Source organism: Roseburia sp., from assembly GCF_041325975.1.
GTDB lineage: Bacteria > Bacillota > Clostridia > Lachnospirales > Lachnospiraceae > Roseburia > Roseburia rectibacter.
The window spans coordinates 1,648,053-1,674,809 of record NZ_JBGLEJ010000005.1 but is presented as its reverse complement, the minus strand read 5'-3'; the positions used below and the strand labels follow the sequence as shown (position 1 = coordinate 1,674,809).

Sequence of the window (26,757 nt, the reverse complement as noted above, 5' to 3'; positions counted from 1 at the left end):
TACGCGCAAAGGAGGAATAAAAATGAGTGATAATCAACTTTCTCTTGATGGAATTCCGGATGAATTCATGCAGGGGCAGATAAAAGTAGAATGTCCATATTTACTTCAAATGGTTTATGAACTGAGGATTACCAGAAAATTAAACCAACATGGTCAGATATGGGTAAAAGGTGTTTTACAGGAAGAAGCGGGGAAGGAATGCATTCATCAGGTAGGGAGCAAAGCCCCTATTGTTGTATATGGAGAGAAAGATTCGGAGAAAATATTACTTTTTTCTGGTGTTGTGATAGATGTAAGTATATCTTACCACGATTGTATTTACTATGTAGAAATCAATGGATTATCATGGAGCAGTTTATTGGATTATGAGGAAAAGAGCCGTTCTTTTCAGAATAAAGAAATGAGTTACTCTGCATTAATTCAACAGGTATTGACAAATTACCAGGGGAGTGCATTTGTCAATAGCACAGCATCTCCAGATCAGGAAATAGGGAAGTTTATTCTTCAGTATCGGGAAACAGACTGGGAGTTTTGTAAACGTCTGGCAACTCATTTTCAAACACAGTTGGTAGCAGATGTATTAGGAAGGAGACCAAGGCTCTGGTTTGGTCTGCCTAAAAATATTGAAACAATAAAAAGCGCGGGTGAAGTAACCATCCAGAAGGATGCAACACAGTATCAGGAGGCAGTTGCAGCCGGTTTTTGGGTGCAGGAGGAGCAGTTTGTAAAGTATCATCTACGAAGTAAAGAACGTTTCGAACTGGGTAATATTGTAGAGTATGAAGGACATCCAATGGTAATAGAAGAAAGTCAGACTTTCTTAATGAAAGGTGCACTTTACTATACTTACATATTGGGATTTGAAGCTTCATTGAGCATACCTAAAAAAAGTAATGCTCATATACAGGGAATTTCTTTACTGGGCAAGGTTTTGGAAACAGAAAATCAGCGGGTAAAATTAGAACTTAAGATAGATGGGGGGCATAATATGGGGCCTGCCTGCTGGTTTCCTTATGCATCGCAGGCAAATAACCTGTTTTATTGTATGCCTGAAATTGGCAGTACTCTTTCGCTGTATTTTTCCAGCAGCGATGAAAATAGTGCGATTGCGATGAATGCAGTGCGGAAAAATGGGGGCAGTTGTGCTAAGACCTCCAACCCCAGGCTGAAATACATGGGAATACCGGAGGGAAAAGAATTAAAGCTGGGAGCAACAGATATTAGTTTTGAGGCACACGAAAAGTTATTTATGAAAATGGTTGCCGAAAATGGGGTATCTATTCGAAGCGATAAAGACTTAAATATTTTTACGAAACAGAAACTTTCTCTGGAAGCAAAAGAATTAATAAAGATATTTGCCAAGACAGGAAATATTGTTGCGGGGGCAAAGGAGGAATCTTCACTTTATTTGCTTGGGGGTTCAGATGGTGATACTCATATTAAAGCAGGAAATAATCTGATTTATGAAGGGCGAAAAAAGGCGATTTTTACTGACCGGCTGAATGAAGAAATTGCTTATGAAGAAAAGAAATTTGAGTGGGGGAAATTACTGAAAAACGTATTGATTGGCTTGGCAGTGGTTGCAGTGGTTGCAGTGGCGGCGGCAGCAGTAGTGGCTTCGGGAGGTGCTGCATTGGCTGCTATCGGGGTTTCTGCATCTGCGGTAGGTATGGGGGCTGCAATTAGCGGGACGCTTGCAGTTGGAGTGATGGCGGTATCAGATATTATGCGGGGAGAGGTAAGTGACTGGCAGGATTATGCTTTAGCTGGTGCAAAAGGAGCAATCGAGGGAGCAGTATCTGGCGCAATTTTGGGAATCAAAGCTTTAAAGGGAGCGAAGCTCCTTACTAAAATGTTCGTCAGTGGTGGAGTTTCCTTTTTGACAGATGCAATTTCGCAAGGGATAGATATTCTTTTTAAAGGTGGAACTTATGACTCGAAACAGGGATTGATATCTTTTGGAATAGGTTTTATAATGCCGGCAACATCTGTAGCAATTCGAAAGACTTCTCGTAAGCTATTGGAAAAATTTGGTAAAAATATGCCTAAATGGTTAGAAAAAGCATTTTGTAAATTGGGTGGAGATCCGGTAGATTTAATTACAGGAAATGTGATATATGATACCATTGATTTTGAATTGCCGGGACCTTTACCATTACAATGGCGGCGTATCTGGTGCAGCGCTAGTCAAGTTGCGGGGCATCTGGGACATGGGACACGTTACAATTATGAGATGGGATTGGAAGTACTGGAAGAGGAACTGGCAGTAATAGTTTTTTTAAATGATGGGCGTGCATGTGTATTCCCTGATATTATAATAGGGGAAGAAGTTTTTAGTGATGAAAATAAACTTCTTTTAAGAAGAAAAGAGGATCATTACCAATTGTTTGATCCGGAAAGCAGATATAGTTATCTGTTTGATCCGAGTTCAAATGGTTATTTACCGTATAAACTTACTAAGATACAGAATCCGCAGGGGCATCACATACAGTTTTTCTATGACCATAACGGATATTTATGTCAAGTGGTAGATAGTGTAGGAAGGAAACTGGATGTCATAACGAACCCTGAAGGACGCATTACACAGGTGGCTTTAAAAGAGAATTGCCAGGATTCACATGTGTTGGTTTGTTATTCTTATAATGAAAAACAGGATTTAGAGAAAATCACTGATGCAGTTGGTGCAGATACTTGTTTGGAATACCGGAATCATTTATTAGTACGGAAAATTGATAGAAACAAGAATTCCTTCTATTGGAAATATGATAAGTATGAGGAAGGAGCTAGAGCAGTTGGAACATGGGGAGACGGAGATGTCTTAAACTTGCAGATTGATTACTATGATGAGGAAAGGTATAATACAGTTAGAATACAACAGGAAAACCGACTCAGTGAATATCATTATGATGAAAGAATGCTCTGTACGAAAATCATATATCCTGACTTGACTGAAACAAGAGAAGAGTATAATGATAAATATCAGTTGATAAGTCAGACTGACGAAGAAGGACGTTTTACGTTGTATCAGTATAATGGCTGGTCGCAAATTACAGCGGTTACGCGGGCAGATGCGAGTAAAGTATGTTTTTCTTATGATGAAACAGGGCGGCTTGTGGAGGTAAAAAACCCGGAAGGAGGAATCAGACAGTGGGTTTATCATGATGATGACACGTTAGAGAAAACGGTAGATGAAGCAGGGATGGAAACCGTATACCAGTATAACCAATATAAGTTGGTGGAAAAAGTAATTTATGCAAATCATGCAGAAGTTCTTTTGGAGTATGATAGTTACTTGAATTTGAGCAAGGTTACGCTGCCGGATGGTAGTTTTTCTACGTGGGAATATGACCAGAGAGGAAATTGCCTCACGGCAAAAAATCCTTTAGGTGCGGTGGAAACATACAAATATGACAATTTAAATCGTATGATAGGAGTAAAACTGGCAGATGGAAACGAAGTCCAGCTTACTTATGATGCCTATGATAATGTACTTTGCGCAAAAGATAGAAAAACACAGGTGGAATTTACATATACTATATTGGGAAATATAGCTTCAAGAAGGCAGGGTAATCGAAAAATAGTATATGAATATAACAAGCAGGAAGAGTTGGTTTCCATTACGAATGAAAAGGAAGAAGTCTATCGTTTTGAGCGAGATGTAAAGGGGAATATTGTTAAGGAGACAGGGTATGACAATTTAACCCGCACATATGAACGAGATTATTCTGGTCTTGTTACAAAAATTAATCGTCCGGGAGGCAGATATACAAGGTATTGTTATGATAAACTGGGACGTGTGATAAGAACTGATTATTATGACAAAACTTATGAGAACTTTACTTATAATAAGAATGGCGCTCTAATAGAGGTGGAAAACCAATATGGCAAGGTAAAGTTTGAACGAGATTCGTTGGGCAGGATTACGAAAGAGTGGCAGGGCAGGCACTGGATATCTAATCAGTATGATGAATTGGGAAACTGTATTCAGACAGTAAGCAGTTTTGGAGCAAATATACTTACCAGTCGGAATGAAATGGGACAGGCGACACAAGTGGCGGCATATTTGGATAAAGAAAAGCCGTGGGTGTCCAGGATGGAATATAATGCTTTGGGGCAGGAGACTCAGCGTCTGTTCTCTAATAATATCTGTAGTGCATGGGATTATGATAAAGCTGGCAGACCGATTTTTCACGAAGTAAGTAATCAGCGAAGTAAGGCAGACGCTGCTCATCAGGGAATTTTTGGAAATGTTGTCGGCTGGTCGGATACATTGCGCAGGCACAGATATGAATGGGATGTGAATTATCAGTTAAAGGAGGTTACGAATGGACTGACAAAAGGAACAACAGTGTATTCTTATGATCAGTTCAGTAACTTAGTAAGTGCAAAAGAATCTGGTTTTGAGACAATTTTTAGAAGTGCAGATATTGTAGGAAATCTGTATGAAACAAAAGATTGCAGTGATCGTATTTACGGAGCGGGCAGCCGCTTAGAGAAATCCTGTATTAACTTGAAGGAAAAGCGGAACAAATATCAGGGAGGATATGGGAAGCTTATAACCAAGGGCAGGCAATTTTTCTATGATGAAGAGGGAAATCTGGCGAAGAAAATAGAACCGGATGGAGGTACATGGACGTACCGTTATTTTGGAAACGGAATGCTCCGGGAAGTAACCAGACCGGACAAAAGCTGTGTCAGCTTCCAATATGATACTTTTGGCAGGAGGATTGAAAAGTCAGTAACCAGTATACATAGTAAAGGAGTATCAGAGGGAAGGCAGCAAAAAGTAATAAGATTCCTGTGGAATGGAAACAACTTGTTTCATGAATGGGAAGAGAAATGCACAGTGGGCAGAAGGAAAACTGAAAATAAAGTAGATTTCAAAGCGGATTATATTTTGAAGCTGGAAAAACGAGAGGAGGAAAAAGCAAAAAAAGAAGCAGGGCAGGGAGAAAATATACCGGATAATCTGATTACATGGGTATTTCAGGATGACTTTATTCCCAGAGGAAAAATCACCAAGGATGGGAATTACAGTATTATAAGTGACTATCTGGGAACTCCAGTGGAAGCCTATGATGAAGAAGGAAAGAAGGTTTGGGAAAGAAATCTGGATATCTATGGGCGTGTAAAAACGGAGGAAGCATTAGGTGAAAAGAATTTAATTCCATTCCGTTTTCAGGGACAGTATGAGGATGAAGAAATAGGATTATATTATAATCGTTTCCGGTATTATTCGCCAGAGGAAGGATGTTATACGCAGCAGGATCCGATTGGATTGGCAGGTGGTAATCCAACGATTTATGGGTATGTTTTTAATACGTTGGGAGAGATAGACCTATTTGGGTTAGATGTGAAAACAGGAACTGGTAGAACTCATGTAACTTATATAGGAGTGAAAAATGGTTTGCCATATGTCGGATATGCAAGCGCACCATCTGAATTAAACTTAACTGCACAAGAAATAGTTAATAGACGATATGGTGGTAACTTTAAACAATTTGGAGGTGTAGCTCCTAGCCCAGTATTTTTCCAGCCAGATGAAACTGGTAAACAAATAGCAAGAGGATTAGAGCAACGTTATTATGAAATAAAGCTTTCCGAAGTTGAAGGAGATATAACAAAAGTTGCTAATAAACAAAATCCAGTAGGAGTAAATAATCCTAACAAAGATATTTATTTTAAACAGGCAGATGAATATCTGGAAAAACAAAATAATAAAGTAGTTTATTGTAAATGAAATGTCTAATCTCCTAGCTATGCTGAGGAGATTAGAGTGGTTGGAAACGGTGAGGATATCAATAAAAATTTTCCTATGCTACAATGAAATTGGTGTCGCAAGCCAAATTTCATTGTAGCATAGGAGGTTCAAATGGACAACAGAAGTTCATCACACTCGATGGAAATGCCAGTATCATATAGTTTTTATTCCAAAGTATTGTATGGGAAATTGAGGGAAGATGTAAGGGAGATTCTTAGTACATTGTGTAAATATAAAGAAGTGGATATTATTACAAATGCAGTATTTATGGATTATGTGCATCTAATTGTAGTGCTTCCGCCAAAACTCAGTATATCTAATTTTAAGGGATACTTGAAGGGTAAAAGTACGTTAATGATTTATGACAAGTGCAGGTAAAAACAGAGTAAGTGGGGTATGGCGTTTGGGGCAAGGTGATATTTATGTAGAAACAATTGGTAATATCACCGACGAAGCAGTACAAAAATATATTAAAGAGCAAGCAGAGGAATCAAGAAAAGAAGATTCAAGAAGTACCGCTTTATAAGCGGATCAGTAATAATGCTTGTGGCACTGCTCTTTGTGGAGAGCAGTAACATTAGCCCTTTAGAGGGCTAAAAGCAAAACATCAGTTGAACTGGTGGTTGCTGACTTAGAAGGAAAGGAATTTAAATGATGAAAAGGGTAATTTGGCGGGCTAATCAGGTAATTAGCATAGAAACCAGACGTAGAGATGAAAATAGAAAAGAAAATGTTTATGTGTTGGCACAAATGATAAATAGAGCTCAGCTATTAGTATTTAATTTATTTAATACAGATAATAATTGGGAAAATATTGATTTAAATAAAGCGCCTATTTTATTCTGTACCTACGTTACAAAACAATTTATCTCATGCAGCAATATTTATAAGCAAAAAGTGGAGCCGCTTAAGGAGTATAAGCCGCCTGTATATCAGATCCATATGTTGGGTATACGCGCTAGAAAGATAACTCTATGGGAAGGTACGGCAGATGAACGGGAGATAATGTTTCTCGGAGATGGTGGAGGAGCGTTAATAGAAGGAGATATAGGAAATTGTATTTATATCATGCCTGAAATTCCGTTTACAGATAATGAGACAATAGATAAATATGAATTAACTAATGTTCGAATTTATGCAGAATTTAATGAACGATTATATCTTTGTTATAAATTTGGTAAAAATGTGGATCCTATGAAAGATTTAGTTTTTAATAGACCGATTCCTATAGAGTATAAAGAATATATTGATATTATTTCATCATAGGAAACTAAGGAGAAAAAAGAAATACATGCGTTTGACTGGAAACAGATGGGGCAGATTTTCTTACTGGTGTGGCAATACACTTTGTATTTAAAGGCATGGATGAACTCAGGACTGGTAAAAAACGGCATATCGTGGTCAGTATTCATTTGATATGAACGGAAATGAGGTTTCTTGCATATCTGATTTTTATGACATTGAAAATTTGGCAGCTATAGAGGATACAAGATTTTATAATGAACCTACATTTTATAAGGTCGAAGTTGGTGGTAATCAAAGTGTATATGTTTCGACAGGGAATATAAGGTAAAGTCAATTTGCGGAAATTGTAAATCAATTTTCTGGAGATATTTCAATAGTTTCTGGTATGCATGGAGGACCAGATGGAACATTACTGAGCGAGTATAATGGTGTTTCGGGAAAACAATTATTGAACGAAGATTTAAAAGTATGGGGGGATTCACTAAATAGTGTCTGCTGATTAAACCGCTTCCAGCTCAAAATCAGCAGATTGATGTGTTAATAGTTCCAGCAGCCATAAAAATGTAAACAGTATCCGTGACTGTATCTTGAACAGATTCGTCACAAATACGGATAACGCGATTGAAGTTAGGGTTGTGTCATAAAGTTTGGTTCTGATCAAGCCCATTCCATAGCAGCGCTTGCTTAAGCTGAAGGCTCTTTCCACCTCTATTCGATCCGTGTTATCCTGATATTCATGTTTTTTCTCTTTTGCTGGCTGTTTTTCAAGACTTGGTCTCCCAAGCTTTGAAGGGGGATTGAGAAAAGCAGGATATCCAGCTAGTCAAGCAAGAAAGCTTCGGAAAGAAGCTGAAAAATTCTATAAAAGACAGACTAAATTAAAGTGTCTAGGATAATGAAAGGAGAATAAATGCAATGTCAAACTTAGTAAGATTTGAAAAGGTAGATAATGAATTGAATATTTTGCGTATTGGAGGAAAAAGTTTTTTACCTCCTGATGTAGAGTGGCCTACTAATCCTAATGGAGAAAAAATGGTTTTTATTTTTAATATACCTACAAATTTTTTAAATTCAACTCTTCAATTTAATTATCCGAAGGATCAGGTTATTTCTGTATTTACTACTTATAATAGAGAAGATTATTTTTTGGACTCGATCGTTTATAACGGTGATATAGAAGAACTTCAGAATATAAAAAACGGATATACAAAAGTAATTTTACATTCTGTTGCTTCTCCAAGAAATGATGCGGATTTTTTGATTTCAGCAAGAGAAATAGTAATTGATAAAGAAATGAATGAATTTGATGATTATAATGGCTCTCTTTTTGGTGCAAATCCTGTATTTTTACAAGAAGAAAAGTTAGAACTTGCCTCCTATCAATTTTGCATGCAGATATATGGAGGAGATTTTCCAGAAGAATTTCAAGATATCTTCTATTTAGATGATGCAATAGGTTATCTATTTTTAAGTAAAGAGGAAAAGGCAAATGATGTTGGAGTATTTTTTGTACAATGCACCTGAAATGGTAGTGGGGTGCGATTTATAAAGAAATGGAATCCATGTGGGATGGAACAATGTTCATAGTGAGTACAATCAATATATTAGTCAAGAATTGGATACAATTAGCATGCTTGCTAAAGAAAACAATTGGGGAAAGAGGAAAATTCAAAAAGAAATTAGAATGTTACAAAGCGAAGTTAAAAAAAATTTAAAAAAAGGAGTGATAAAATGTCATTAAAATTATATAAAATAAATACAACTCTAAATCATCCTGATTGTATGGCAGGATTTAAAAAAAATGATGATGAAATTTTTTCATTTTTTAGATTGGACATAGGAAATGAAGAAAAAATAAAAAGAAGAAGATTGGAGTTTGTTGCGGGCACTGGTTATACACTGGAAAATATTGAGAAAACAGATTATATTTTTTGTCCATCTGCATTGTTGTTTTCTAAGCGATTTGTTGAAAAAATTGGAAATTTATTGAGAGAAGAAATGAAGTTTTTTTCTTGTAGATTAGTTTGTCAAGACGTTAGTTTAGAATGGTATGCCGCTAAAATCATACTACGTATACCTATAATAGATAAAGAAGCATCAACATATCGTACATTAAGTGATGGTGAGAGAGTGTTAAATTTTATAAAGTTTAGAAGAGATATTGAAGAGGAATTTTTTATTGCGAAAGATAAAGAAAGTATTACAGATTTTGTTGTAAGTGAATTGTTCGTAGATATATGCAAGAAAAATGGTTTGTTAATTGATTTTAAAGAAGTATAGGTAAGAAAATAAATTACCAGTTAAAGGGGGAGAATTCTGTAAAGGAGTTAAGTTGCCCTCTTGGTTATGAACAGGTGGAACGCATGGAGTTGTGCATCGAATAAGAGAACAAATACTGGGAAAAATGAGACCGCCAAGTAAAGGATGGTATACATATGATGAACAGATACGAGCAGAACTTGATAATTTGAGAAAAGCGTTAAATGAGGCAAGAAGTAGGGGAATGTCAGATGTTGTTAATAATAAGTATCCCAATATTAATAAAGTATCAGAACTGCAACCTCCAAAATCGACAGATGCAAAGGTGCCGAAAATATGTCAATAAAAGTTAAGAAGCCAGAGGTAAAAATGAATCTTTATGAAACAGATAAAGATGTGTTGAAAAGCTTTATTACAAATGAAAAAATAGATGGGGTATTTACGGAAAAATACTTAATTCTACAAAATTTTGCGGATGATTGTAGATTTTCATCAGATATTCAGCCGGAATTAATGGAATATTTATTGCCATTTTATTTGAGAATAATTGAAGAGGCAATCATGCATCAGAATAAAATGGCAGAAGATATTTATAGTCAGTTTAATTCTATGATTTTTTTTAATCAACAAAATTTTAAAAATTCTGTAGGAGAAAAATATCCATATGTAATGGAATATTATGTTGAACAGACAGTGAAACGGATGGAAATGGGAAATAAAACAATACTCGGTGACATTTCTTTGTTTAACACAACAATTGCATTTGATAGAAATAATATTGTAAAGTTATTTGATAAAATTTATGGAGGATCTTTAGCGATAAAATATTCATTCTTTAAGTATATTTCAGTTTTGCTTTTTAAGGAAAGCGATAATTTGCTTGCAATAAATGAAGAAAGGCCATTTTGGACGAGTGAAATATGGGATTTTGATGCACAGTTTTCTGACGCGTTTTTTTGGAATCAGGACATTGTTCAATATTATGAAAGGCATGTGACAAGACAAGAGATTGAGGAGGTATTTAAGGATATAACACCAATTTTATATAATAGTTTAGGAAAGGAGTTAATGAACCTTTTTTCAAGTGAAATGGAAAAGAGCTTTGCTACAGGAACTTTTGAAAAGAGAAAAAAGGAGTATTTACAGAAGATAAATTGTAGAAGTGAAAAATATAAGTATTGGACGGAGTGTTTTTAGGAAACCCAGAAGGGTAAAATAAAGCGTGTAAATTTTTTTGATTTTAACCCGCACATATGAACGAGATTATTCTGGTCTTGTTACAAAAATTAATCGTCCGGGAGGCAGATATACAAGGTATTGTTATGATAAACTGGGACGTGTGATAAGAACTGATTATTATGACAAAACTTATGAGAACTTTACTTATAATAAGAATGGCGCTCTAATAGAGGTGGAAAACCAATATGGCAAGGTAAAGTTTGAACGAGATTCGTTGGGCAGGATTACGAAAGAGTGGCAGGGCAGGCACTGGATATCTAATCAGTATGATGAATTGGGAAACTGTATTCAGACAGTAAGCAGTTTTGGAGCAAATATACTTACCAGTCGGAATGAAATGGGACAGGCGACACAAGTGGCGGCATATTTGGATAAAGAAAAGCCGTGGGTGTCCAGGATGGAATATAATGCTTTGGGGCAGGAGACTCAGCGTCTGTTCTCTAATAATATCTGTAGTGCATGGGATTATGATAAAGCTGGCAGACCGATTTTTCACGAAGTAAGTAATCAGCGAAGTAAGGCAGACGCTGCTCATCAGGGAATTTTTGGAAATGTTGTCGGCTGGTCGGATACATTGCGCAGGCACAGATATGAATGGGATGTGAATTATCAGTTAAAGGAGGTTACGAATGGACTGACAAAAGGAACAACAGTGTATTCTTATGATCAGTTTAGTAACTTAGTAAGTGCAAAAGAATCTGGTTTTGAGACAATTTTTAGAAGTGCAGATATTGTAGGAAATCTGTATGAAACAAAAGATTGCAGTGATCGTATTTACGGAGCGGGCAGCCGCTTAGAGAAATCCTGTATTAACTTGAAGGAAAAGCGGAACAAATATCAGGGAGGATATGGGAAGCTTATAACCAAGGGCAGGCAATTTTTCTATGATGAAGAGGGAAATCTGGCGAAGAAAATAGAACCGGATGGAGGTACATGGACGTACCGTTATTTTGGAAACGGCATGCTCCGGGAAGTAACCAGACCGGACAAAAGCTGTGTCAGCTTCCAATATGATACTTTTGGCAGGAGGATTGAAAAGTCAGTAACCAGTATACATAGTAAAGGAGTATCAGAGGGAAGGCAGCAAAAAGTAATAAGATTCCTGTGGAATGGAAACAACTTGTTTCATGAATGGGAAGAGAAATGCACAGTGGGCAGAAGGAAAACTGAAAATAAAGTAGATTTCAAAGCGGATTATATTTTGAAGCTGGAAAAACGAGAGGAGGAAAAAGCAAAAAAAGAAGCAGGGCAGGGAGAAAATATACCGGATAATCTGATTACATGGGTATTTCAGGATGACTTTATTCCCAGAGGAAAAATCACTAAGGATGGGAATTACAGTATTATAAGTGACTATCTGGGAACTCCAGTGGAAGCCTATGATGAAGAGGGAAAGAAAGTTTGGGAAAGAAATCTGAATATCTATGGGCGTGTAAAAACGGAGGAAGCATTAGGTGAAAAGAATTTTATTCCATTTCGTTTCCAGGGGCAGTATGAGGATGAAGAAACCGAGCTGTACTATAACCGATTCAGGTACTATGATTCGCAGCAGGGACAGTATACGCAGCAGGATCCGATTAGATTGGCAGGTGGTAATCCAACTCTGTATGGATATGTTTATGATACAAATATTGAACTGGATTTATTGGGACTTTTTAAAGTTTGGAGAAATTTACGTCCTGACGAAGTTGTATCTGATGGTTTATCAGCTAAATTACCAGGAAGAAATATGAGTATTGCGGGACATCTTATGAATGGAAGCAGACATAATGGCGCACAATTTATATCAACGACAACAGATCCTAAGGTAATTGAAAAATGGAATGAACCAGGGCAAAGGATAGTTATGTTTGATACGGATGATGTTATTCCAGATGTTTTAGGGAATAAAAACATTATAGATGTTTCTACTCCAGAAAAGGCACGTGCAGCGGGATTGAAGAGAGGAAGACCATATTCAAATGCTGTTTCGTCTAAAGAGGTATTAGTTGAAGGAAGAGTACCTGCAAATAAGTTGACAATAACGTGTCCAGGTTAACTGAAAATATATTATTGAATGTATTTTTAGTATGAAATATTAGAGAAGTTTACAAAGTAAAAAAGAAGAGTATGTGGAAATTTGATTATGGTTAAATTCTTATAAAAAGAGGTAATTGTTTTATGAATTTATAAGAAATAGAAGAGTGAGTTACTATATTTTATAAGTATATAAAATGGTTGAAGTTATTGAAGAGTGTGATTATAGAGATTTCTAAAGGAGTATTTTTATGGATATAGAGCAGGCTATAGAGACTATATATACTGGATTGGTAAGTGAGGAATCTGTTCCAGTGAAATTAAGAGCATTTCGAGAATTGGACAGGGAAATGCTAGGACAAGTGCAAGAAGCACTTTCCTTTGCAATAGAGTATTACAAAGGAAAGTCATTAGTACCTAAAAAATTAGCGATGGCAATGGTCGATATTTTTGGTGCGTTTTGCTTTAATAGTGGTTTTAGTGAAAAAGAGCTGAGAGAGCTTGAGGATATTGGAATGAAATTACAGGAACAAGCATTAGAGCTTTTTGATGAATAAAATAGCTAATCTTATAGTTGGACTTGAGTGAATGTAGAAACTATTTTAAAAAAGTAAAACTGATAAAAAATACATTATATGATGTCTCCGAATTCTGATTGATTATGCCAGCGAAACTCTGGCATTGAAGTTTGACAAGTAAATATTATCCGAAATTGAAAATAAGAGTACAAGAAATAGACATAGTACCACATCTTAGTAGAGCGGTGTCTGCCGCTTTCTAATTTGAAGTCTATTTTCTCACGCTTATTCGAGCGTTCAGCAGAAGGTCTTGCATTGTATTTTTTTCTTTTACGTTGCCACGCGGCGGTATATTTATAAGACGTGGATTGGCTTTCATAGCCAGATGGACGGTTCTTTCGTACTTTGAATCAGAACATGGGGATTCACAGGAACAACCATATTTGTAGCTTGCCAACGGTCATCATAACTTGATTCTTGTTTTCGAAATTTCAACACCATCATGATTCATTTTTCTTCCAGTTTTGCAGACAGGGATAACGGATAGATTTTAAGCTGTACAATCCAGTCAGTCAAAGATGTAATTTTAAAATCAATGGAAAGAAGATAAGAATGCTGCATACAGGAAGGAGTTCTTAGGGCAGGACCATACTTGGAATATTTATTCAGTATCAGTTCATCTGTGTATGAAAAATCCAAGTTCCTAAAACGGTCAATGAGGTCTTAGGTGTCGCTGGAAATGGCATCTGGATCAGGATAATATTTACAGAGATTTTCAAAAAGAAAGTTTTGATAGTTAAAATGACAGATGTAATTATCTGGCAATAAAAATCGCCTTCAATCAAAAATTTACCGGCTGTGCTAGAACAAATATGCTTTCTGATTAAACAGGCGCAATGCGCCGCATTTTTGAGGCTGTTTATCAAGTGTTTTTTGATAAAAAGTGGGGGATTTTAATAAAAATGGAATCTGAAAGCCTTATGTTTAGTGGCTTGGAGATACCGAGAGATTATTTATGAAAAAAGGAGGTTATCAATATGGCAAAACGCCCTGCATGGAGTGTTCAAGATGATGTTGTTATATGTGAAAATTTTGATTTTATGTGGAGTGGAGGATTTTCGATAACACAAAAACAAAAAAATATTAGAGCGTTACATCAGTCTATCTATGAAATGAAACATGAAAAGGCATTGGAAGTGTCAAGCAAGAGTGAGGTACGGGTTGGAAAAGAGATAGGAGCATTTTCTTTGGAATTAGATGGTATTTTTTTGGAAAATGTTTTTCAAGCAGCAAAGCAATATGAGAATGGGGGACCATATTTAGATTTGTTAAACGTGTCTCCGAAACAGGCAAAGAGAGATGAACGACACTGTAATTCTGGAAAGTTGGTGGGATTTGTGAGAAATGATGAAATATGGACGTTAGAGCCCAAAACAGCATTTTATGATTATATATATATTTCTGCTTTAATAAAAAATTTTGGCTATGACTTGAATATATCTGAATATCAGTGGTTTACAGACATAGAATTTAATCCACAAAAGTCAATTAATTGTCAAGCGAGAGCAGTGGCAATATATGTAGCATTACAGAAAACAGCTTTATTTAATTCATTAAAAAGCAAGGATAGTTGGATTACTTTCCATGAGAGACATGTAAAAGGTTAGGTTCTTATTGGACTAAAGTAAAAATTATTTATGTAATTGTATTTTGGTTCTAGATATTCTATGGGGGGTGCAAAAACAGGTGAAAAAGAATTTTATTCCATCTCGTTTCCAAGGGCAGTATGAGGATAAGAAAGAAAATCGGTCTGTATTATAATCGTTTCCGCTACTATGATCCAAGTCTTGGTCAGTATACGCAACAGGATCCGATAGGGCTGGCAGGTGGAAATCCAACATTGTATGGGTATGTTTTTAATACAATGTGGGAACTTGATCCGTTTGGATTGGATTGGAAAGATCTTTTAGAGACTGGATTAGGGCATCACCTTTTCCCAAGGTCTGTTGCGAAAAAATTAGGAATTGAGGAGTGGGCTAAACTGACGGCATATTCATGGTATCCATATGAGACAGCTGGATCGGGGGCGCTTCATCAAAAACTTCATCGTCTTCTTATTGAGCAAGGAGTACCTTTCCACGGAAGCAAATTTATGGGAACACTGGAAGATTTTTGGGAGCTAGGAGACAAAGCTTATGAGAGTATTGATGTTAAGGGGTATCTAAAGGTTCCATTTAGCAAGAATTCTAAGATTTATAACGACTTGACACCACAGGAAGCATTGAGGAAAATAAGAGAATTACAGGAAGCACAAAAAGCACAAAAAGCTTCTGTAAAAGTAAATTATTAATATAAAAGGAGAAGTTCTATGGATAGGATTTTAAGTACATATAGTTATGGTATTTGTTTATTTTCAATGGAAGTTCTACAAGATTTTTTGAAAAAAGAAAAAATTAGATCAAAAAAATTATTACATAAATTTCAAAAGGATAAAAAATTATATTTAGCTATGCAAAAAGAAGGGATTTGGTTTCCTATTTCGAAAATAAATTCGGGACAACATCTTATTAAACTGGAAGGATATGATAATACATTTAATGATGAGTGGGAACAAAAGTTTGAGATTGAAGGATTTAATTTAAAAATAGAAGGTGGACTTTGGATTTCAGATATAGGTTCCTTCTATACATTCAATGAAGGTGAATTTTGTGGGGAAGCAATATCGTTTAAGACGGGGGATGGTGACATACAATATTCAGATTTTAAATATGATGTTCCTGCCGGAAAATACTTATTATCAGTAAAAGGTTTTTTGAGAAAGGAAAAAAAAGGATTTCCTAATCCAAATTCAGGATTTTTATTTTCTCTTGTAAAAGTTGATGAGTTTAGCGGATTTAAAAATCCAAGAGAGGACATTTACAATTTCAATGTGACTAATATGTAACACCTTATAAATTAGATACTAAGACTTCCCATACCTAAAATGGGGTTCGTACCTTGAAAATTCAATATTTCAGCTAACAAAATAGTAATTTATGCCATTGCAATCTCTGGGTGGAGTGCATTGCGCAGATATTCTGGTAATCTTGCTTCAAAATCAGCAGTAAAAGCAGTCAGTTGTTCGTCACTGAGCTTTAAGATTTCCTGAAGGCTTGCCATTAAGGCAACCATCAGAATACCAAGTGATCTGTTGAAAGTAATATCTGCCATTTCATCGACAAGAAGGAAGAACAACTTCCTAAGCGTTCTCTGATCTTCATTTTGACGTTGCTCCATTGCAAGTAACATATGCAAGATTTTATAATGAACCTACATTTTATAAGGTAGAAGTTGGTGGTAATCAAAGTGTATATGTTTCGACAGGGAATATAAGGCAAAGTCAATTTGCGGAAATTGTAAATCAATCTTCTGGAGATATTTCAATAGTTTCTGGTATGCATGGAGGACCAGATGGAACATTACTGAGCGAGTATAATGGTGTTTCAGGAAAACAATTATTGAACGAAGATTTAAAAGTATGGGGGGATTCACTAAATAGTGTCTGCTGATTAAACCGCTTCCAGCTCAAAATCAGCAGATTGATGTGTTAATAGTTCCAGCAGCCATAAAAATGTAAACAGTATCCGTGACTGTATCTTGAACAGATTCGTCACAAATACGGATAACGCGATTGAAGTTAGGGTTGTGTCATAAAGTTTGGTTCTGATCAAGCCCATTCCATAGCAGCGCTTGCTTAAGCTGAAGGCTCTTTCCACCTCTATTCGATCCGTGTTATCCTGATATTCATGTTTTTTCTCTTTTGCTGGCTGTTTTTCAAGACTTGGTCTCCCAAGCTTTGAAGGGGGATTGAGAAAAGCAGGATATCCAGCTAGTCAGGCAAGAAAGCTTCGGAAAGAAGCTGAAAAATTCTATAAAAGACAGACTAAATTAAAGTGTCTAGGATAATGAAAGGAGAATAAATGCAATGTCAAACTTAGTAAGATTTGAAAAGGTAGATAATGAATTGAATATTTTGCGTATTGGAGGAAAAAGTTTTTTACCTCCTGATGTAGAGTGGCCTACTAATCCTAATGGAGAAAAATGGTTTTTATTTTTAATATACCTACAAATTTTTTAAATTCAACTCTTCAATTTAATTATCCGAAGGATCAGGTTATTTCTGTATTTACTACTTATAATAGAGAAGATTATTTTTTGGACTCGATCGTTTATAACGGTGATATAGAAGAACTTCAGAATATAAAAAACGGATATACAAAAGTAATTTTACATTCTGTTGCTTCTCCAAGAAATGATGCGGATTTTTTGATTTCAGCAAGAGAAATAGTAATTGATAAAGAAATGAATGAATTTGATGGTTATTATGGCTCTCTTTTTGGTGCAAATCCTGTATTTTTACAAGAAGAAAAGTTAGAACTTGCCTCCTATCAATTTTGCATGCAGATATATGGAGGAGATTTTCCAGAAGAATTTCAAGATATCTTCTATTTAGATGATGCAATAGGTTATCTATTTTTAAGTAAAGAGGAAAAAGCAAATGATGTTGGAGTATTTTTTGTACAATGCACCTGAAATGGTAGTGGGGTGCGATTTATAAAGAAATGGAATCTCTTCATATAATCAAGGGTTTGTGGAATTTATCAAATATCGGGGCGGAAAATTCTGATACAAGGATAAAGCTGGAATGGGATTCTTTGGGCAGAGTGGTAAAAGAGTGGCAGGATGCGCATTGGATTTCCAGCCGGTATGACGAAATGGGAGAAAGAATTGAGACAACGAGCAGTTTTGGTGCGAGCATTCTTACCCGCCGAAATGAAATGGGACAGGCAGCACAGGTTATAGCGTACATGGATAAGGAACGACCGTGGGAAGCTGCGATGGAGTACAATGCGCTGGGGCGGGAGACGAGCCGCATAGTTTCCGGCGGTGTTTACAGTAGCTGGGAATACTGATACAGTATTAGGAAACGGACTGGAGATTTCTGAAAAGAATGGCGTCCCAGCTTGGGCTTTCATTAGTGCCGGATACCAGCTATTATTATCCCCGCTTTTACCTTGGATTGCCGGAAGGTGAAAAAAGGGAATTGGGAGAAATCATTTCCTGTGATCTCTGTTTTGATGGGAGATATTATGCAGTCAGTGGAAAATGCCTTGTTGATAGGGAAGATTTCATTTGTTATGATGTTGTTACGAGGACAAGCCTGTCGCTGGGGGACAGAGTAACATATGAAGGAAGGGAGCTGCTTGTTTCTCGGAAAAAAACAGAACTGGCAGGAGGGGAGGTCATCTTTACATACCGCCTTGCGGGAAACAGTTATACATGGGTTCCATGGGAGGATAACCCGGACTATACGGGAATGTCATTTGTCGGATCCATTGTCGGAACGCAGGGAGAGCAGGTAGAAGTAGCATTTGACATTGACAAGACTGCGGCGGGCGGGAACCGTTATGGATTTGCCCCGGCGACGGGAAACCTGATGTACTGTATGCCGCAGAAGGGAACAAAAACATCATTATATATAGGAAATGGAGATGAGGCGCAGGGAATAGCGACAGGGTGTATCCGTACCAATGGAAGCATCTGTGAGGGGACGGGAAGTCCAGAGAAGAAAAGTTTCCGGTCAGAGCATGGGAAAGGAATGGACCTGTATCCGCAGAGCATGGGATTAGATGGCGGGGAGACAGGAAAGATTACCTTTGAGGATGAAACAGGGACTACCATAGAAAGTAATGGCGGACTGGTCCTGATGGCAAAAGAAGGAATCCGGCTGGAGAGCATGACAGGGATTGCCATGCAGGGAATGTCAGATATCATGGCACTGCATTCAGAAGGGGCATCCAGTCTTTGTGTGAATGGCAGTGTGGATATGCTGGGCAGGAGAACCAGTCTGGCAGGAATTGTATATCAGGGGTATGATCCGTTTGAAGATGCACCCCAGAAGGGTGAGCTTGACTGGGGTGGATTTGCAAGAAATCTTGCTATTGGATTGGGAGTTGCGATTGCTTGTGTGGGACTGGCTTTAATTCCAGGAATTGGCCCCATCGTAACGGGAGCATTGATAGGGGCGGCGATAGGAACATTCTGCCAAACAGTATATAAAGCAAATGAAGAGTGGCAGAGTGGCAATGTTAGAAGTACGATAGAAACTGTGAGGGATGTTGTAATTTCAGCAGCAGCAGGTGGATTTACTGGAGCATGTGTAGTTGCTTTTCCAGTAACGGTGCTTTTTAGTGGAGAGATTTATGCAGGAGTTAGTCTGACTGGTCGTGCAGCGTGGGCTCTTGGAGATAGTTCCATGAATAATGAGAAAAAGATGGCTTATATCTTTGATACGAAACAGATGGCAGTAGACTTCTCTATAGGAGCACTTATCGGAATAATTGTACCTGGAGCTGTGGCAAGAAAACTTGTAAGAGACGCAGAAAGAGAGATGTGGAAGAATGCTGATTTTGAAGCTGCAAGGAATTTGAGTCAGAAAAATAGTACTAAACCAAACCAGATACACCATTATGCAACTAATAAAAGTAAGACATATACTCACCAAATGGAAGAAATAGCTAAAAAATACGGATTGGATTTGAATGGAAAATGGAATAAGGATTTGTTACTGCATCAAGGTCGACATCCAAATGAGTATCACGAATACGTATTAAATAGTATGAAGCAGTTTGATGAGGTTGCTCAAGGAAATGTAGACATTTTTCTTCAACTATATGAAAAAATGAAAGCATATATAAAAGCTAATCCAGATATGCTTTATAAAGCGTATTGGTTACAGTAGGAGGATGTAAATGAAGTATTATAAATTATCTATGGATATGGAGAGAGAAAATGATATAGTTTGTCATTATCAAAATGATTATGGTATTCAGCAGAATGTATTTAATGTAGGAAGATTTTATGAAAATTGGGACGGAAAATTTGAGTTCTATTACAATAAAATGGAAGGACATGTGTTGACAGATTATCTTGCAAATGATAAAGGGTGGTTTGTTGTATCAAATAGATTACAAAGTATACTACAGAAATTAAATACAGAAATACAATATTTGCCAGTGAGAATAGTTGAAGAGAATAGTAATGAAAATTTAGAAGAATATTATATTGCAAATATTACAAGGGTAGTTGATGCACTGTGTTTGGAAAAATCGCTTTATTTCGAAACAGAAATTCCAAGTATAGGTACAATATATACAGTAAGTAAATATTGTATATATGATGAAAGGACTGAAAATTCGGACATATTTAAATTAGCAAATAGGCAGGAAATCCCCATTTTTGTATCAGAAAGATTTAAGAAAATAATAGAAGAAGAAAAGATTACAGGTATTTGTTTGCAAGAAATTAAGGTTGTATAAATGTAATGATTTTATTATATTATTTTTTTATAAACCTGATATCCAATGTCAAGTAAAAGAATGTAGGGGATAAACTGTCTGTATTGACACAGAGGGCACTTCTTGTCTGTGCTTATGGAGGGCTGATAGAACCTATTTCGTCAGGTCAGGAAGAAGAATAGGAGAGGCTTATGGCGGAAGTATTGCAAAGGAAAATTGAATATGCCGATTTAAAATTCATCAGTTCCTTTGCCATGGAAAAAATTCTTGATTTTCAGACATGGGAAATACCGGGGGAACATGCCAGGGGAAGCTTCCGGCTTCTGCTGTCGGAAAATGAGACAGGCATAAACGGTATGAATACACCCATCCAGCTTTGCAGGAAGGAAAATGCTGCTGGAGCATTGTTCAGCGGATATCCGGAAAAAGTGGAAATTAAAGAAGAAAGTGGATACAGGGTTGCAGACATACAGGCAGTATCCGGAACAATCCTGTTAGATCAGAAAAAATGCAACCGGGTGTTCCAGAAAAGAGCACAGACCTATATGGGAATTGCCAATACCGTAACAGCAGACACCGAGCACAGTGCCTGTATACTGCCGGGGAGTGATATGCAGACGGGAGGGACGCTGATACAGTATCAGGAAACGGACTGGAACTTCCTGAAAAGAATGGCATCCCAGCTTGGACTTCCGTTAGTGCCAGACATCAGCTATTATTATCCCCGTTTTTACCTTGGTCTGCCGGAAGGGGAGAAAAAGGAGCTGGGAGAAATCCTGTCCTGCGATATGTGCTTCGATGGGCGTTATTATGCTGTCAGTGGAAAATGCCTTGTTGATAGGGAAGATTTCATTTGCTATGATGTTGTTACGAGGACAAGCCTGTCGCTGGGGGACAGGGTCACATATGAAGGCAGGGAGCTGCTTGTTTCTCGGAAAAAAACAGAACTGGCAGGAGGGGAGGTCATCTTTACATACCGCCTTGCGGGAAACGGTTATACGTGGGTTCCATGGGAGGATAACCCGGACTATACGGGAATGTCATTTGTCGGATCCATTGTCGGAACGCAGGGGGAGCAGGTAGAAGTAGCATTTGACATTGACAAGACTGCGGCGGGCGGGAACCGTTATGGATTTGCCCCGGCGACGGGAAACCTGATGTACTGTATGCCGCAGAAGGGAACAAAAACAGCATTATATATAGGAAATGGAGATGAGGCGCAGGGAATAGCAACAGGGTGTATCCGTACCAATGGAAGTACCTGTGAGGGGACGGGAAGTCCCGAGAAAAAAAGTTTCCGGTCAGAGCACGGAAAAGGAATGGATCTGTATCCGCAGCGAATGGGATTGGATGGCGGTGAAACGGGAAAGATTACATTTGAGGATGAAACGGGGACTACCATAGAAAGCAATGGCGGGCTTGTTCTGATGGCAAAAGAAGGAATCCGGCTGGAGAGTATGACCGGGATTGTCATGCAGGGAATGTCGGATATCATGGCACTGTATTCAGAAGGGGCATCCAGTCTTTGCGTGAACGGCAGTGTGGACATGCTTGGCAGGAGGACAAGTCTGGCGGGAACGGTATATCAGGGGTATGATCCATTTGAGGATGTACCTCAGAAGGGTGAGTTTGACTGGGGTGGATTTGCAAGAAATCTTGCTATTGGATTGGGAGTTGCGATTGCTTGTGTGGGACTGGCTTTAATTCCAGGAATTGGTCCCATCGTAACGGGAGCATTGATAGGGGCGGCGATAGGAACATTCTGCCAAACAGTATATAAAGCAAATGAAGAGTGGCAGAGTGGCAATGTTAGAAGTACGATAGAAACTGTGAGGGATGTTGTAATTTCAGCAGCAGCAGGTGGATTTACTGGAGCATGTGTAGTTGCTTTTCCAGTAACGGTGCTTTTTAGTGGAGAGATTTATGCAGGAGTTAGTCTGACTGGTCGTGCAGCGTGGGCTCTTGGAGATAGTTCCATGAATAATGAGAAAAAGATGGCTTATATTTTTGATACGAAACAGATGGCAGTAGACTTCTCTATAGGAGCACTTATCGGAATAATTGTACCTGGAGCTGTGGCAAGAAAAGTTGCAAGTAATGAGGCAAAAAATCCAGTCCTTGATGAGACAAGAAATTCGCATATAAATGGTAATTATGGAAGTCCCGATAAAGTTGATAATCTTTTGAGTGGAAGACCTGAATTATCAGGATCTTCGAGAGATAAATTATTGACTACAGTGCAAAATTCAGAATTAAGAAAAATAGTGAATGAACTTTATAGACCAGGGGCATCTGTAGGAGATGGAGGGACAGCAGCCATACTCGTAGAGGAGACCAGCTATGAAAAGTCAACCATAAATTAGTAAAAAATTTCTTTTTCATATCGGTGGTAAAAAAGGGTAACTTTAATAGAGCTCCCTTAGGGTGCTTTTTCAAAATCTATCGATATTGGTATACAGACCTCTTATTTGAGGTTAAATTCGACATTGTCGGTGAGCATCTTCCAGATGACTCTGACAAGTTTGCCGGAACAATGCCCAAGTGCATTGTAATGAGACCGGCCTTCAGCCCTCTTGGCATCATAATAAGCCTTGAAGGTTGTGTTGTTTCTGACAACGTTCCAAGCTGCATTTACAAGGGCATATCGTAATACACGAGAGCCACGTTTGGACATCCTTGTTGTCTTAGCCTGAAAGTTACCAGACTGATAAACAGAAGGATCCAGACCAGCAAAAGCAAGCAGCTTGTTTGGATTGGAGAAACGGTGAATATCACCTATTTCACCAAGAATCATTCCACCATTGATATAACCGATACCAGGAATGGTCATGATGACAGAATCGTTGAATTTCATGATATCCGTCATCTCAGCTTCAATCTTTTCTAATTGGCTATCCAGTAACTCGATTTGTTGAATGGTTTGAGTTATCTGAATAGATATAGCGCTGTCGTTAGCACCGACAGACTTCTGTGCGAGAACTCTTAATTCTTTGGCCTGTTCTTTGGTAAAGTGTCCGTGTGAGTTCACTTTGAGCAGATTAGCCAGATGAGTCATATGCATGGAAGCAATCTCTTTTGGAGAAGGTGCTTCTTTTAATAAAGCATAGACAGCGTGTTGATGCAGACCGGATTTGAAAAAGTATTGAATCTCCGGAAAGACCTGATCAACATAGGTTGTCAGTTGAATTTTCAATCGGGTACGTTGCTTTATGGTTTTCTGACGGAAACGTCCCAATGCCTTAAGATCCATCATATCGAGATCGAAGAAGCTGACGAATCTGAGGTTGTCCTGCATCATAAGAGTTTTAGCAATCACGTAAGTGTCGACCTTATCTGTCTTAGTTTTGCGAACGTTATTTTTTCGCATTTGACAGGTTTTGATGGGGTTCAACACACACACTTGGTAAAGCTCAGTAACAAGGAATCGAACAAGGTTGTCACCGTAGTGTGCCGTTGACTCAAGACCGATGATGAGGCTGTTCTTATCGAATGATTCGAGTTTAGAGACCAGCAGTTGGAAGCCATCAGCGTCATTTGAGAATTTGAACGGCTCAATGATTATTTCACCGTCGGAAGAAATCGCAGCGGCGAAATGATTAAGTTTGGCAATATCAATGCCTACGTAAATTTTCATGAGGTTGTACCTCCCTTTCCTAAAGTCTGATACCATGATGTCCACCAACGATTATCATCGTAGACTTGATAGAAATAAGTACTCTGAGTGAAAAACACTCCGGCAACATCCAGCTAATAAACAATTCAGATAAAGGTAGTGGCAATACACTCCAGTTGAGTAGTCAAGCTACAGAAAACAAATCAAAAGTCCATAGTATCTGAATTGTATTGAACCACGATATTAAAAGAAAGGAAATATGTGATAATTAACTTCCTAATTATCATACAAGAAAATTATGAACAAGATTGACGACGAAAAGCATAACGAATTAATAATAATATTGAGTGAGTTAATAGAAACTATTGAATTGATGAAGAAGGAGGAAAAAGATTATTTATTGATTCAGAATGAAAATGAAGCCAGAGATTGGATGGATTTTTTAAAGAATCATACAGATAAAGATGAATTGAAATCTTTAGAAAATGAAATATCAGATAGGTTTTTCTTTAAGTTTGATGTTCAAATTGGAACATCAGAACTAGATAATAAAAGAGCGGAACTTATGAAAAAGTATATATTTAAATCAAATGAATATTTAAAATAGTTATAATCAGGGTTATACTTTCGGACATTCAGAAGAACTGTTATGATGCCGAGGGTCTTCGTGCAGAGATGGAAGAGAACGGCAGATTAGTGCAGTTCCTCTATAATGAGGATAGGGAAGTAGTCGCAGAGAAAGACTGCAGCGGCAACATTATCCGTTATATACGTGGACTGGGACTGATTAGTTCTGACAGTGAGAAGGCGAAGACGTATTACTATTATGTATCCGATGAACAGGGCAGTGTGAGCCATATCATCAGAGATGAGGATAAGGAGAGCGGAGTATCAGTACAGGGAAGAGAGCAGGACAGAATACTCAATCAATATGAGTATGATGCCTTTGGGAATACCATAAGCTGCAAGGAGCAGGTAGAGAACCGCTTCCGTTATATGGGAGAGCAGTACGATCCTCTGACGGGACAGTATTACCTGAGGGCAAGATATTATAACCCTGTCATTGCCAGATTCACACAGGAAGATACCTACTATGGTGACGGACTGAACCTGTATACCTACTGCCGGAATAACCCGATCCTTAACCATGACCCGACAGGACATGGAACGAAGGAGAACAGCCCATACAGCAGGAAAGAACAGCAGTACATTGATGCAGGGGCAGACCCGGATACCAGAGATTTCGCTTTAAAAAATAAAAGCCCCTGTTCTGCCTGTGAATTCCAGGCAAAGCAGGGGATATCAATTTTGGGTATCAAATTACTGTTTTTTTCTGTATAATCACTCAAAAAGGACACCTTTTATTGTATAATTATGTTATGGAACAAAACATACGAAAGAAGGTGTCCTGAATGAAAAATTAGCATTGAAGAAACTGCTAACTTATATGAAGAGTGTATATAAAATCCCGCAAAAAATCAAGTGTTTAACGGACGAAAGAAAAAGAAAATCTATTCCATTGTTTAACATTGTCATGCCGGTACTGCTTTTTCTGATGCTGCAGTATGAAAGTTTCCATACCATTTTTTCAGCCCCTGAAAGCATGTCGAAAAGACTGAAAAACTGTATCAGTGGAAGGATTCCAAAAGTTGATGCAGTCCGCGACCTTCTCTCCAGAATAAACCCGGATGAAATACGCAGCATACATGAAGAAATGATTGATATCATAAAACGCAACCGGGTATTCCGGGAAGGAACGATAGGCGGATATGTTGTGGCAGGTCTCGATGGTGTGGAATTATTCAGCAGTACAAAAAAATCCTGTCCGAACTGTCTGAGCCGAAAAAAACACACAGGGGAAACCGAATACTTTTACCGGAGTGTGGTGTGCATGATTACAGGTAAATCGCCACACGTAATTCTGGGGCAGGAAATGTTAAAACCAAGGGATGGTTCTGGGAAAGACGAAGGAGAACTGACAGGCGGAAAAAGGTTGATTGAGCAGCTGAAGAAACGGCATGGACATTTTGCGGATGTGATTGTGGCGGATGCGTTATATCTGAATGCTCCATTTATCAACACTCTGAAGGAAAATGGTCTGGAAGGGGTGATACGCCTGAAAGACGAAAGAAGAATGATTTTTCAGAATGCAGAGCGTCTGTTCAAACAGGATGAGGGAAAAAAGGCATCTTTCTGGAAAGGGAAAAAGAAGATTGAAGTATGGGATCTTTCTGGTTTTAAGATGGAAGGGTGTCCATATAAACTGCGTGTGGTGCGGTATCATGAGCAGTGGGAAGAAAATGGAAAAGAAACAGAGCGTTTCATGTGGCTTGTAACGACTCTGGAAGCGGCAGACTACCGGGTCTTATGGGAAATGATGCACCGCAGGAGGGACATTGAGGAGAATGGTTTCCATCAATTGAAAACGTATTATCACGCAAAGCACTGTTACTGTCGAGATGCGGTTGAAACCATATTTAATCTGATAATCATAGGTTTTAATGTAAGAGAGTTATATTTGTACCGAAGAAGCCGGAACTTTGCAGGAAGTGGTATAAGCCGAAAGAGCATAAACCGGATTTTTTGCGATGATCTGCTAACAGAAAAAGTGAAACAGATTTTATGTGAAAAAGGCGGATAGAAAATCAGCAGAAAAAATATATAGGGAAAAAGCAGGGGGAATTTTGCGCGTATTGACCAGGAACGAAGGGTGACCGCAGATGGAATGCTGATAACTGGATTATTTATAAAAATGCATAGATAAAAAAG

General features: G+C 37.9%; 25 protein-coding genes and 2 pseudogenes. 23 read left to right on the top strand and 4 right to left on the bottom strand.

Annotation, left to right across the window (positions count from 1 at the left end; translation table 11 throughout):
* The first annotated feature begins 22 nt into the window (after positions 1–22).
* The 4 genes from ACDD58_RS18845 to ACDD58_RS18830 all read left to right on the top strand — a co-directional run bounded on the left by ACDD58_RS18845 (position 23) and on the right by ACDD58_RS18830 (position 7,027).
* Complete coding sequence (locus tag ACDD58_RS18845) at positions 23–5,740, top strand: DUF6531 domain-containing protein (protein WP_370778683.1); 5,718 nt, start codon at positions 23–25, stop codon at positions 5,738–5,740.
* A gap of 132 nt (positions 5,741–5,872) precedes the next feature.
* Entirely contained in the window at positions 5,873–6,139 is a 267-nt protein-coding gene (locus tag ACDD58_RS18840) for a transposase (RefSeq protein ID WP_370778682.1), read from the top strand.
* Positions 6,123–6,287, top strand: a complete 165-nt coding sequence (locus ACDD58_RS18835; protein WP_015520297.1) for a hypothetical protein — start codon at positions 6,123–6,125, stop codon at positions 6,285–6,287. The genes ACDD58_RS18840 and ACDD58_RS18835 overlap by 17 nt, the downstream gene beginning before the upstream one ends.
* A gap of 125 nt (positions 6,288–6,412) precedes the next feature.
* Positions 6,413–7,027, top strand: a complete 615-nt coding sequence (locus ACDD58_RS18830; RefSeq protein ID WP_015520298.1) for a hypothetical protein — start codon at positions 6,413–6,415, stop codon at positions 7,025–7,027.
* A 544-nt stretch (positions 7,028–7,571) separates the two neighbouring features.
* Here the strand turns inward: ACDD58_RS18830 and ACDD58_RS18825 are convergent.
* A pseudogene (locus ACDD58_RS18825) lies at positions 7,572–7,793 on the bottom strand (transposase); the annotation flags it as partial.
* A 128-nt stretch (positions 7,794–7,921) separates the two neighbouring features.
* Here ACDD58_RS18825 and ACDD58_RS18820 point away from each other — a divergent pair.
* The 9 genes from ACDD58_RS18820 (at position 7,922) to ACDD58_RS18780 (ending at position 15,982) form a co-directional block, all read left to right on the top strand.
* Positions 7,922–8,530 (top strand): DUF1963 domain-containing protein, encoded by a 609-nt coding sequence (locus ACDD58_RS18820; protein WP_007885004.1) that lies wholly within the window; start codon positions 7,922–7,924, stop codon positions 8,528–8,530.
* A 40-nt stretch (positions 8,531–8,570) separates the two neighbouring features.
* Entirely contained in the window at positions 8,571–8,747 is a 177-nt protein-coding gene (locus ACDD58_RS18815; RefSeq protein WP_117922698.1) for an AHH domain-containing protein, read from the top strand.
* A complete protein-coding gene (locus ACDD58_RS18810; protein ID WP_370778679.1) occupies positions 8,738–9,286 on the top strand; it encodes a hypothetical protein in 549 nt (182 codons plus the stop codon). Before ACDD58_RS18815 ends, ACDD58_RS18810 begins: the two co-directional genes overlap by 10 nt.
* Positions 9,287–9,601: 315 nt before the next feature.
* Complete coding sequence (locus ACDD58_RS18805; RefSeq protein WP_015520302.1) at positions 9,602–10,462, top strand: hypothetical protein; 861 nt, start codon at positions 9,602–9,604, stop codon at positions 10,460–10,462.
* Between the two features lie 37 nt (positions 10,463–10,499).
* Positions 10,500–12,542, top strand: a complete 2,043-nt coding sequence (locus tag ACDD58_RS18800; protein ID WP_370778678.1) for an RHS repeat domain-containing protein — start codon at positions 10,500–10,502, stop codon at positions 12,540–12,542.
* A 229-nt stretch (positions 12,543–12,771) separates the two neighbouring features.
* A complete protein-coding gene (locus ACDD58_RS18795; RefSeq protein ID WP_015520303.1) occupies positions 12,772–13,077 on the top strand; it encodes a hypothetical protein in 306 nt (101 codons plus the stop codon).
* 998 nt (positions 13,078–14,075) lie between these two features.
* Complete coding sequence (locus ACDD58_RS18790) at positions 14,076–14,705, top strand: hypothetical protein (protein ID WP_006859662.1); 630 nt, start codon at positions 14,076–14,078, stop codon at positions 14,703–14,705.
* Positions 14,706–14,824: 119 nt separating this feature from the next.
* A complete protein-coding gene (locus ACDD58_RS18785) occupies positions 14,825–15,388 on the top strand; it encodes an RHS repeat-associated core domain-containing protein (RefSeq protein ID WP_243094382.1) in 564 nt (187 codons plus the stop codon).
* An 18-nt stretch (positions 15,389–15,406) separates the two neighbouring features.
* Positions 15,407–15,982: a hypothetical protein gene (locus tag ACDD58_RS18780; RefSeq protein ID WP_118091994.1), complete on the top strand. Its 576-nt coding sequence runs from the start codon at positions 15,407–15,409 to the stop codon at positions 15,980–15,982.
* Between the two features lie 89 nt (positions 15,983–16,071).
* Here ACDD58_RS18780 and ACDD58_RS18775 read toward each other — a convergent pair whose 3' ends face one another.
* Positions 16,072–16,314, bottom strand: a complete 243-nt coding sequence (locus ACDD58_RS18775) for a hypothetical protein (RefSeq protein WP_370778677.1) — start codon at positions 16,312–16,314, stop codon at positions 16,072–16,074.
* Between ACDD58_RS18775 and ACDD58_RS18770 the strand changes: the two genes are divergently transcribed.
* Positions 16,314–16,586: a hypothetical protein gene (locus ACDD58_RS18770; protein WP_370778676.1), complete on the top strand. Its 273-nt coding sequence runs from the start codon at positions 16,314–16,316 to the stop codon at positions 16,584–16,586. The genes ACDD58_RS18775 and ACDD58_RS18770 overlap by 1 nt on opposite strands.
* Positions 16,587–16,652: 66 nt before the next feature.
* Here the strand turns inward: ACDD58_RS18770 and ACDD58_RS18765 are convergent.
* Positions 16,653–16,874 (bottom strand): annotated as a pseudogene (locus tag ACDD58_RS18765) (transposase); the annotation flags it as partial.
* 128 nt (positions 16,875–17,002) lie between these two features.
* Here ACDD58_RS18765 and ACDD58_RS18760 point away from each other — a divergent pair.
* The 6 genes from ACDD58_RS18760 to ACDD58_RS18735 all read left to right on the top strand — a co-directional run bounded on the left by ACDD58_RS18760 (position 17,003) and on the right by ACDD58_RS18735 (position 22,738).
* Entirely contained in the window at positions 17,003–17,155 is a 153-nt protein-coding gene (locus ACDD58_RS18760; RefSeq protein WP_208913558.1) for a hypothetical protein, read from the top strand.
* Positions 17,119–17,610 carry a hypothetical protein gene (locus ACDD58_RS18755; protein ID WP_370778674.1) on the top strand — a complete coding sequence of 164 codons (492 nt, stop codon included), beginning with the start codon at positions 17,119–17,121 and terminating at the stop codon, positions 17,608–17,610. Before ACDD58_RS18760 ends, ACDD58_RS18755 begins: the two co-directional genes overlap by 37 nt.
* Positions 17,611–17,732: 122 nt before the next feature.
* Positions 17,733–17,990, top strand: coding sequence for a hypothetical protein (locus ACDD58_RS18750; protein WP_147350184.1), 258 nt, complete (start codon positions 17,733–17,735; stop codon positions 17,988–17,990).
* Positions 17,991–18,028: 38 nt separating this feature from the next.
* A complete protein-coding gene (locus ACDD58_RS18745) occupies positions 18,029–19,819 on the top strand; it encodes an AHH domain-containing protein (RefSeq protein ID WP_370778672.1) in 1,791 nt (596 codons plus the stop codon).
* A 10-nt stretch (positions 19,820–19,829) separates the two neighbouring features.
* A complete protein-coding gene (locus tag ACDD58_RS18740) occupies positions 19,830–20,396 on the top strand; it encodes an imm11 family protein (RefSeq protein WP_015560331.1) in 567 nt (188 codons plus the stop codon).
* Positions 20,397–20,566: 170 nt separating this feature from the next.
* Positions 20,567–22,738: a hypothetical protein gene (locus tag ACDD58_RS18735; protein ID WP_370778671.1), complete on the top strand. Its 2,172-nt coding sequence runs from the start codon at positions 20,567–20,569 to the stop codon at positions 22,736–22,738.
* A 101-nt stretch (positions 22,739–22,839) separates the two neighbouring features.
* Here ACDD58_RS18735 and ACDD58_RS18730 read toward each other — a convergent pair whose 3' ends face one another.
* Positions 22,840–24,009 carry an IS110 family transposase gene (locus ACDD58_RS18730; protein ID WP_370778670.1) on the bottom strand — a complete coding sequence of 390 codons (1,170 nt, stop codon included), beginning with the start codon at positions 24,007–24,009 and terminating at the stop codon, positions 22,840–22,842.
* A gap of 277 nt (positions 24,010–24,286) precedes the next feature.
* Here ACDD58_RS18730 and ACDD58_RS18725 point away from each other — a divergent pair, with 277 nt between their 5' ends.
* The 3 genes from ACDD58_RS18725 (at position 24,287) to ACDD58_RS18715 (ending at position 26,629) form a co-directional block, all read left to right on the top strand.
* On the top strand, positions 24,287–24,595 hold the full coding sequence (locus ACDD58_RS18725) for a hypothetical protein (protein ID WP_173886466.1): 309 nt from the start codon (positions 24,287–24,289) through the stop codon (positions 24,593–24,595).
* Positions 24,596–24,663: 68 nt separating this feature from the next.
* The gene (locus tag ACDD58_RS18720) at positions 24,664–25,329 is read left to right on the top strand and encodes an RHS repeat-associated core domain-containing protein (protein WP_370778669.1); all 666 of its coding nucleotides are present in this window, start codon (positions 24,664–24,666) and stop codon (positions 25,327–25,329) included.
* Positions 25,330–25,435: 106 nt separating this feature from the next.
* Entirely contained in the window at positions 25,436–26,629 is a 1,194-nt protein-coding gene (locus tag ACDD58_RS18715) for a transposase (RefSeq protein WP_370778667.1), read from the top strand.
* Positions 26,630–26,757: the final 128 nt, after the last annotated feature.

Coding starts and splice junctions, on each gene's coding strand:
- ACDD58_RS18790 (WP_006859662.1), top strand. CDS start 14,076: ATGGCAAAACGCCCTGCATGGAGTGTTCAAGATGATGTTGTTATATGT.
- ACDD58_RS18715 (WP_370778667.1), top strand. CDS start 25,436: ATGAAGAGTGTATATAAAATCCCGCAAAAAATCAAGTGTTTAACGGAC.
- ACDD58_RS18745 (WP_370778672.1), top strand. CDS start 18,029: ATGGCGTCCCAGCTTGGGCTTTCATTAGTGCCGGATACCAGCTATTAT.
- ACDD58_RS18775 (WP_370778677.1), bottom strand. CDS start 16,314: ATGGAGCAACGTCAAAATGAAGATCAGAGAACGCTTAGGAAGTTGTTC.
- ACDD58_RS18820 (WP_007885004.1), top strand. CDS start 7,922: ATGTCAAACTTAGTAAGATTTGAAAAGGTAGATAATGAATTGAATATT.
- ACDD58_RS18830 (WP_015520298.1), top strand. CDS start 6,413: ATGATGAAAAGGGTAATTTGGCGGGCTAATCAGGTAATTAGCATAGAA.
- ACDD58_RS18795 (WP_015520303.1), top strand. CDS start 12,772: ATGGATATAGAGCAGGCTATAGAGACTATATATACTGGATTGGTAAGT.
- ACDD58_RS18725 (WP_173886466.1), top strand. CDS start 24,287: ATGAACAAGATTGACGACGAAAAGCATAACGAATTAATAATAATATTG.
- ACDD58_RS18835 (WP_015520297.1), top strand. CDS start 6,123: ATGACAAGTGCAGGTAAAAACAGAGTAAGTGGGGTATGGCGTTTGGGG.
- ACDD58_RS18810 (WP_370778679.1), top strand. CDS start 8,738: ATGTCATTAAAATTATATAAAATAAATACAACTCTAAATCATCCTGAT.
- ACDD58_RS18755 (WP_370778674.1), top strand. CDS start 17,119: ATGGTTTTTATTTTTAATATACCTACAAATTTTTTAAATTCAACTCTT.
- ACDD58_RS18780 (WP_118091994.1), top strand. CDS start 15,407: ATGGATAGGATTTTAAGTACATATAGTTATGGTATTTGTTTATTTTCA.
- ACDD58_RS18845 (WP_370778683.1), top strand. CDS start 23: ATGAGTGATAATCAACTTTCTCTTGATGGAATTCCGGATGAATTCATG.
- ACDD58_RS18735 (WP_370778671.1), top strand. CDS start 20,567: ATGGCGGAAGTATTGCAAAGGAAAATTGAATATGCCGATTTAAAATTC.
- ACDD58_RS18730 (WP_370778670.1), bottom strand. CDS start 24,009: ATGAAAATTTACGTAGGCATTGATATTGCCAAACTTAATCATTTCGCC.
- ACDD58_RS18805 (WP_015520302.1), top strand. CDS start 9,602: ATGTCAATAAAAGTTAAGAAGCCAGAGGTAAAAATGAATCTTTATGAA.
- ACDD58_RS18720 (WP_370778669.1), top strand. CDS start 24,664: ATGGAAGAGAACGGCAGATTAGTGCAGTTCCTCTATAATGAGGATAGG.
- ACDD58_RS18760 (WP_208913558.1), top strand. CDS start 17,003: ATGTCAAACTTAGTAAGATTTGAAAAGGTAGATAATGAATTGAATATT.
- ACDD58_RS18785 (WP_243094382.1), top strand. CDS start 14,825: ATGAGGATAAGAAAGAAAATCGGTCTGTATTATAATCGTTTCCGCTAC.
- ACDD58_RS18840 (WP_370778682.1), top strand. CDS start 5,873: ATGGACAACAGAAGTTCATCACACTCGATGGAAATGCCAGTATCATAT.
- ACDD58_RS18740 (WP_015560331.1), top strand. CDS start 19,830: ATGAAGTATTATAAATTATCTATGGATATGGAGAGAGAAAATGATATA.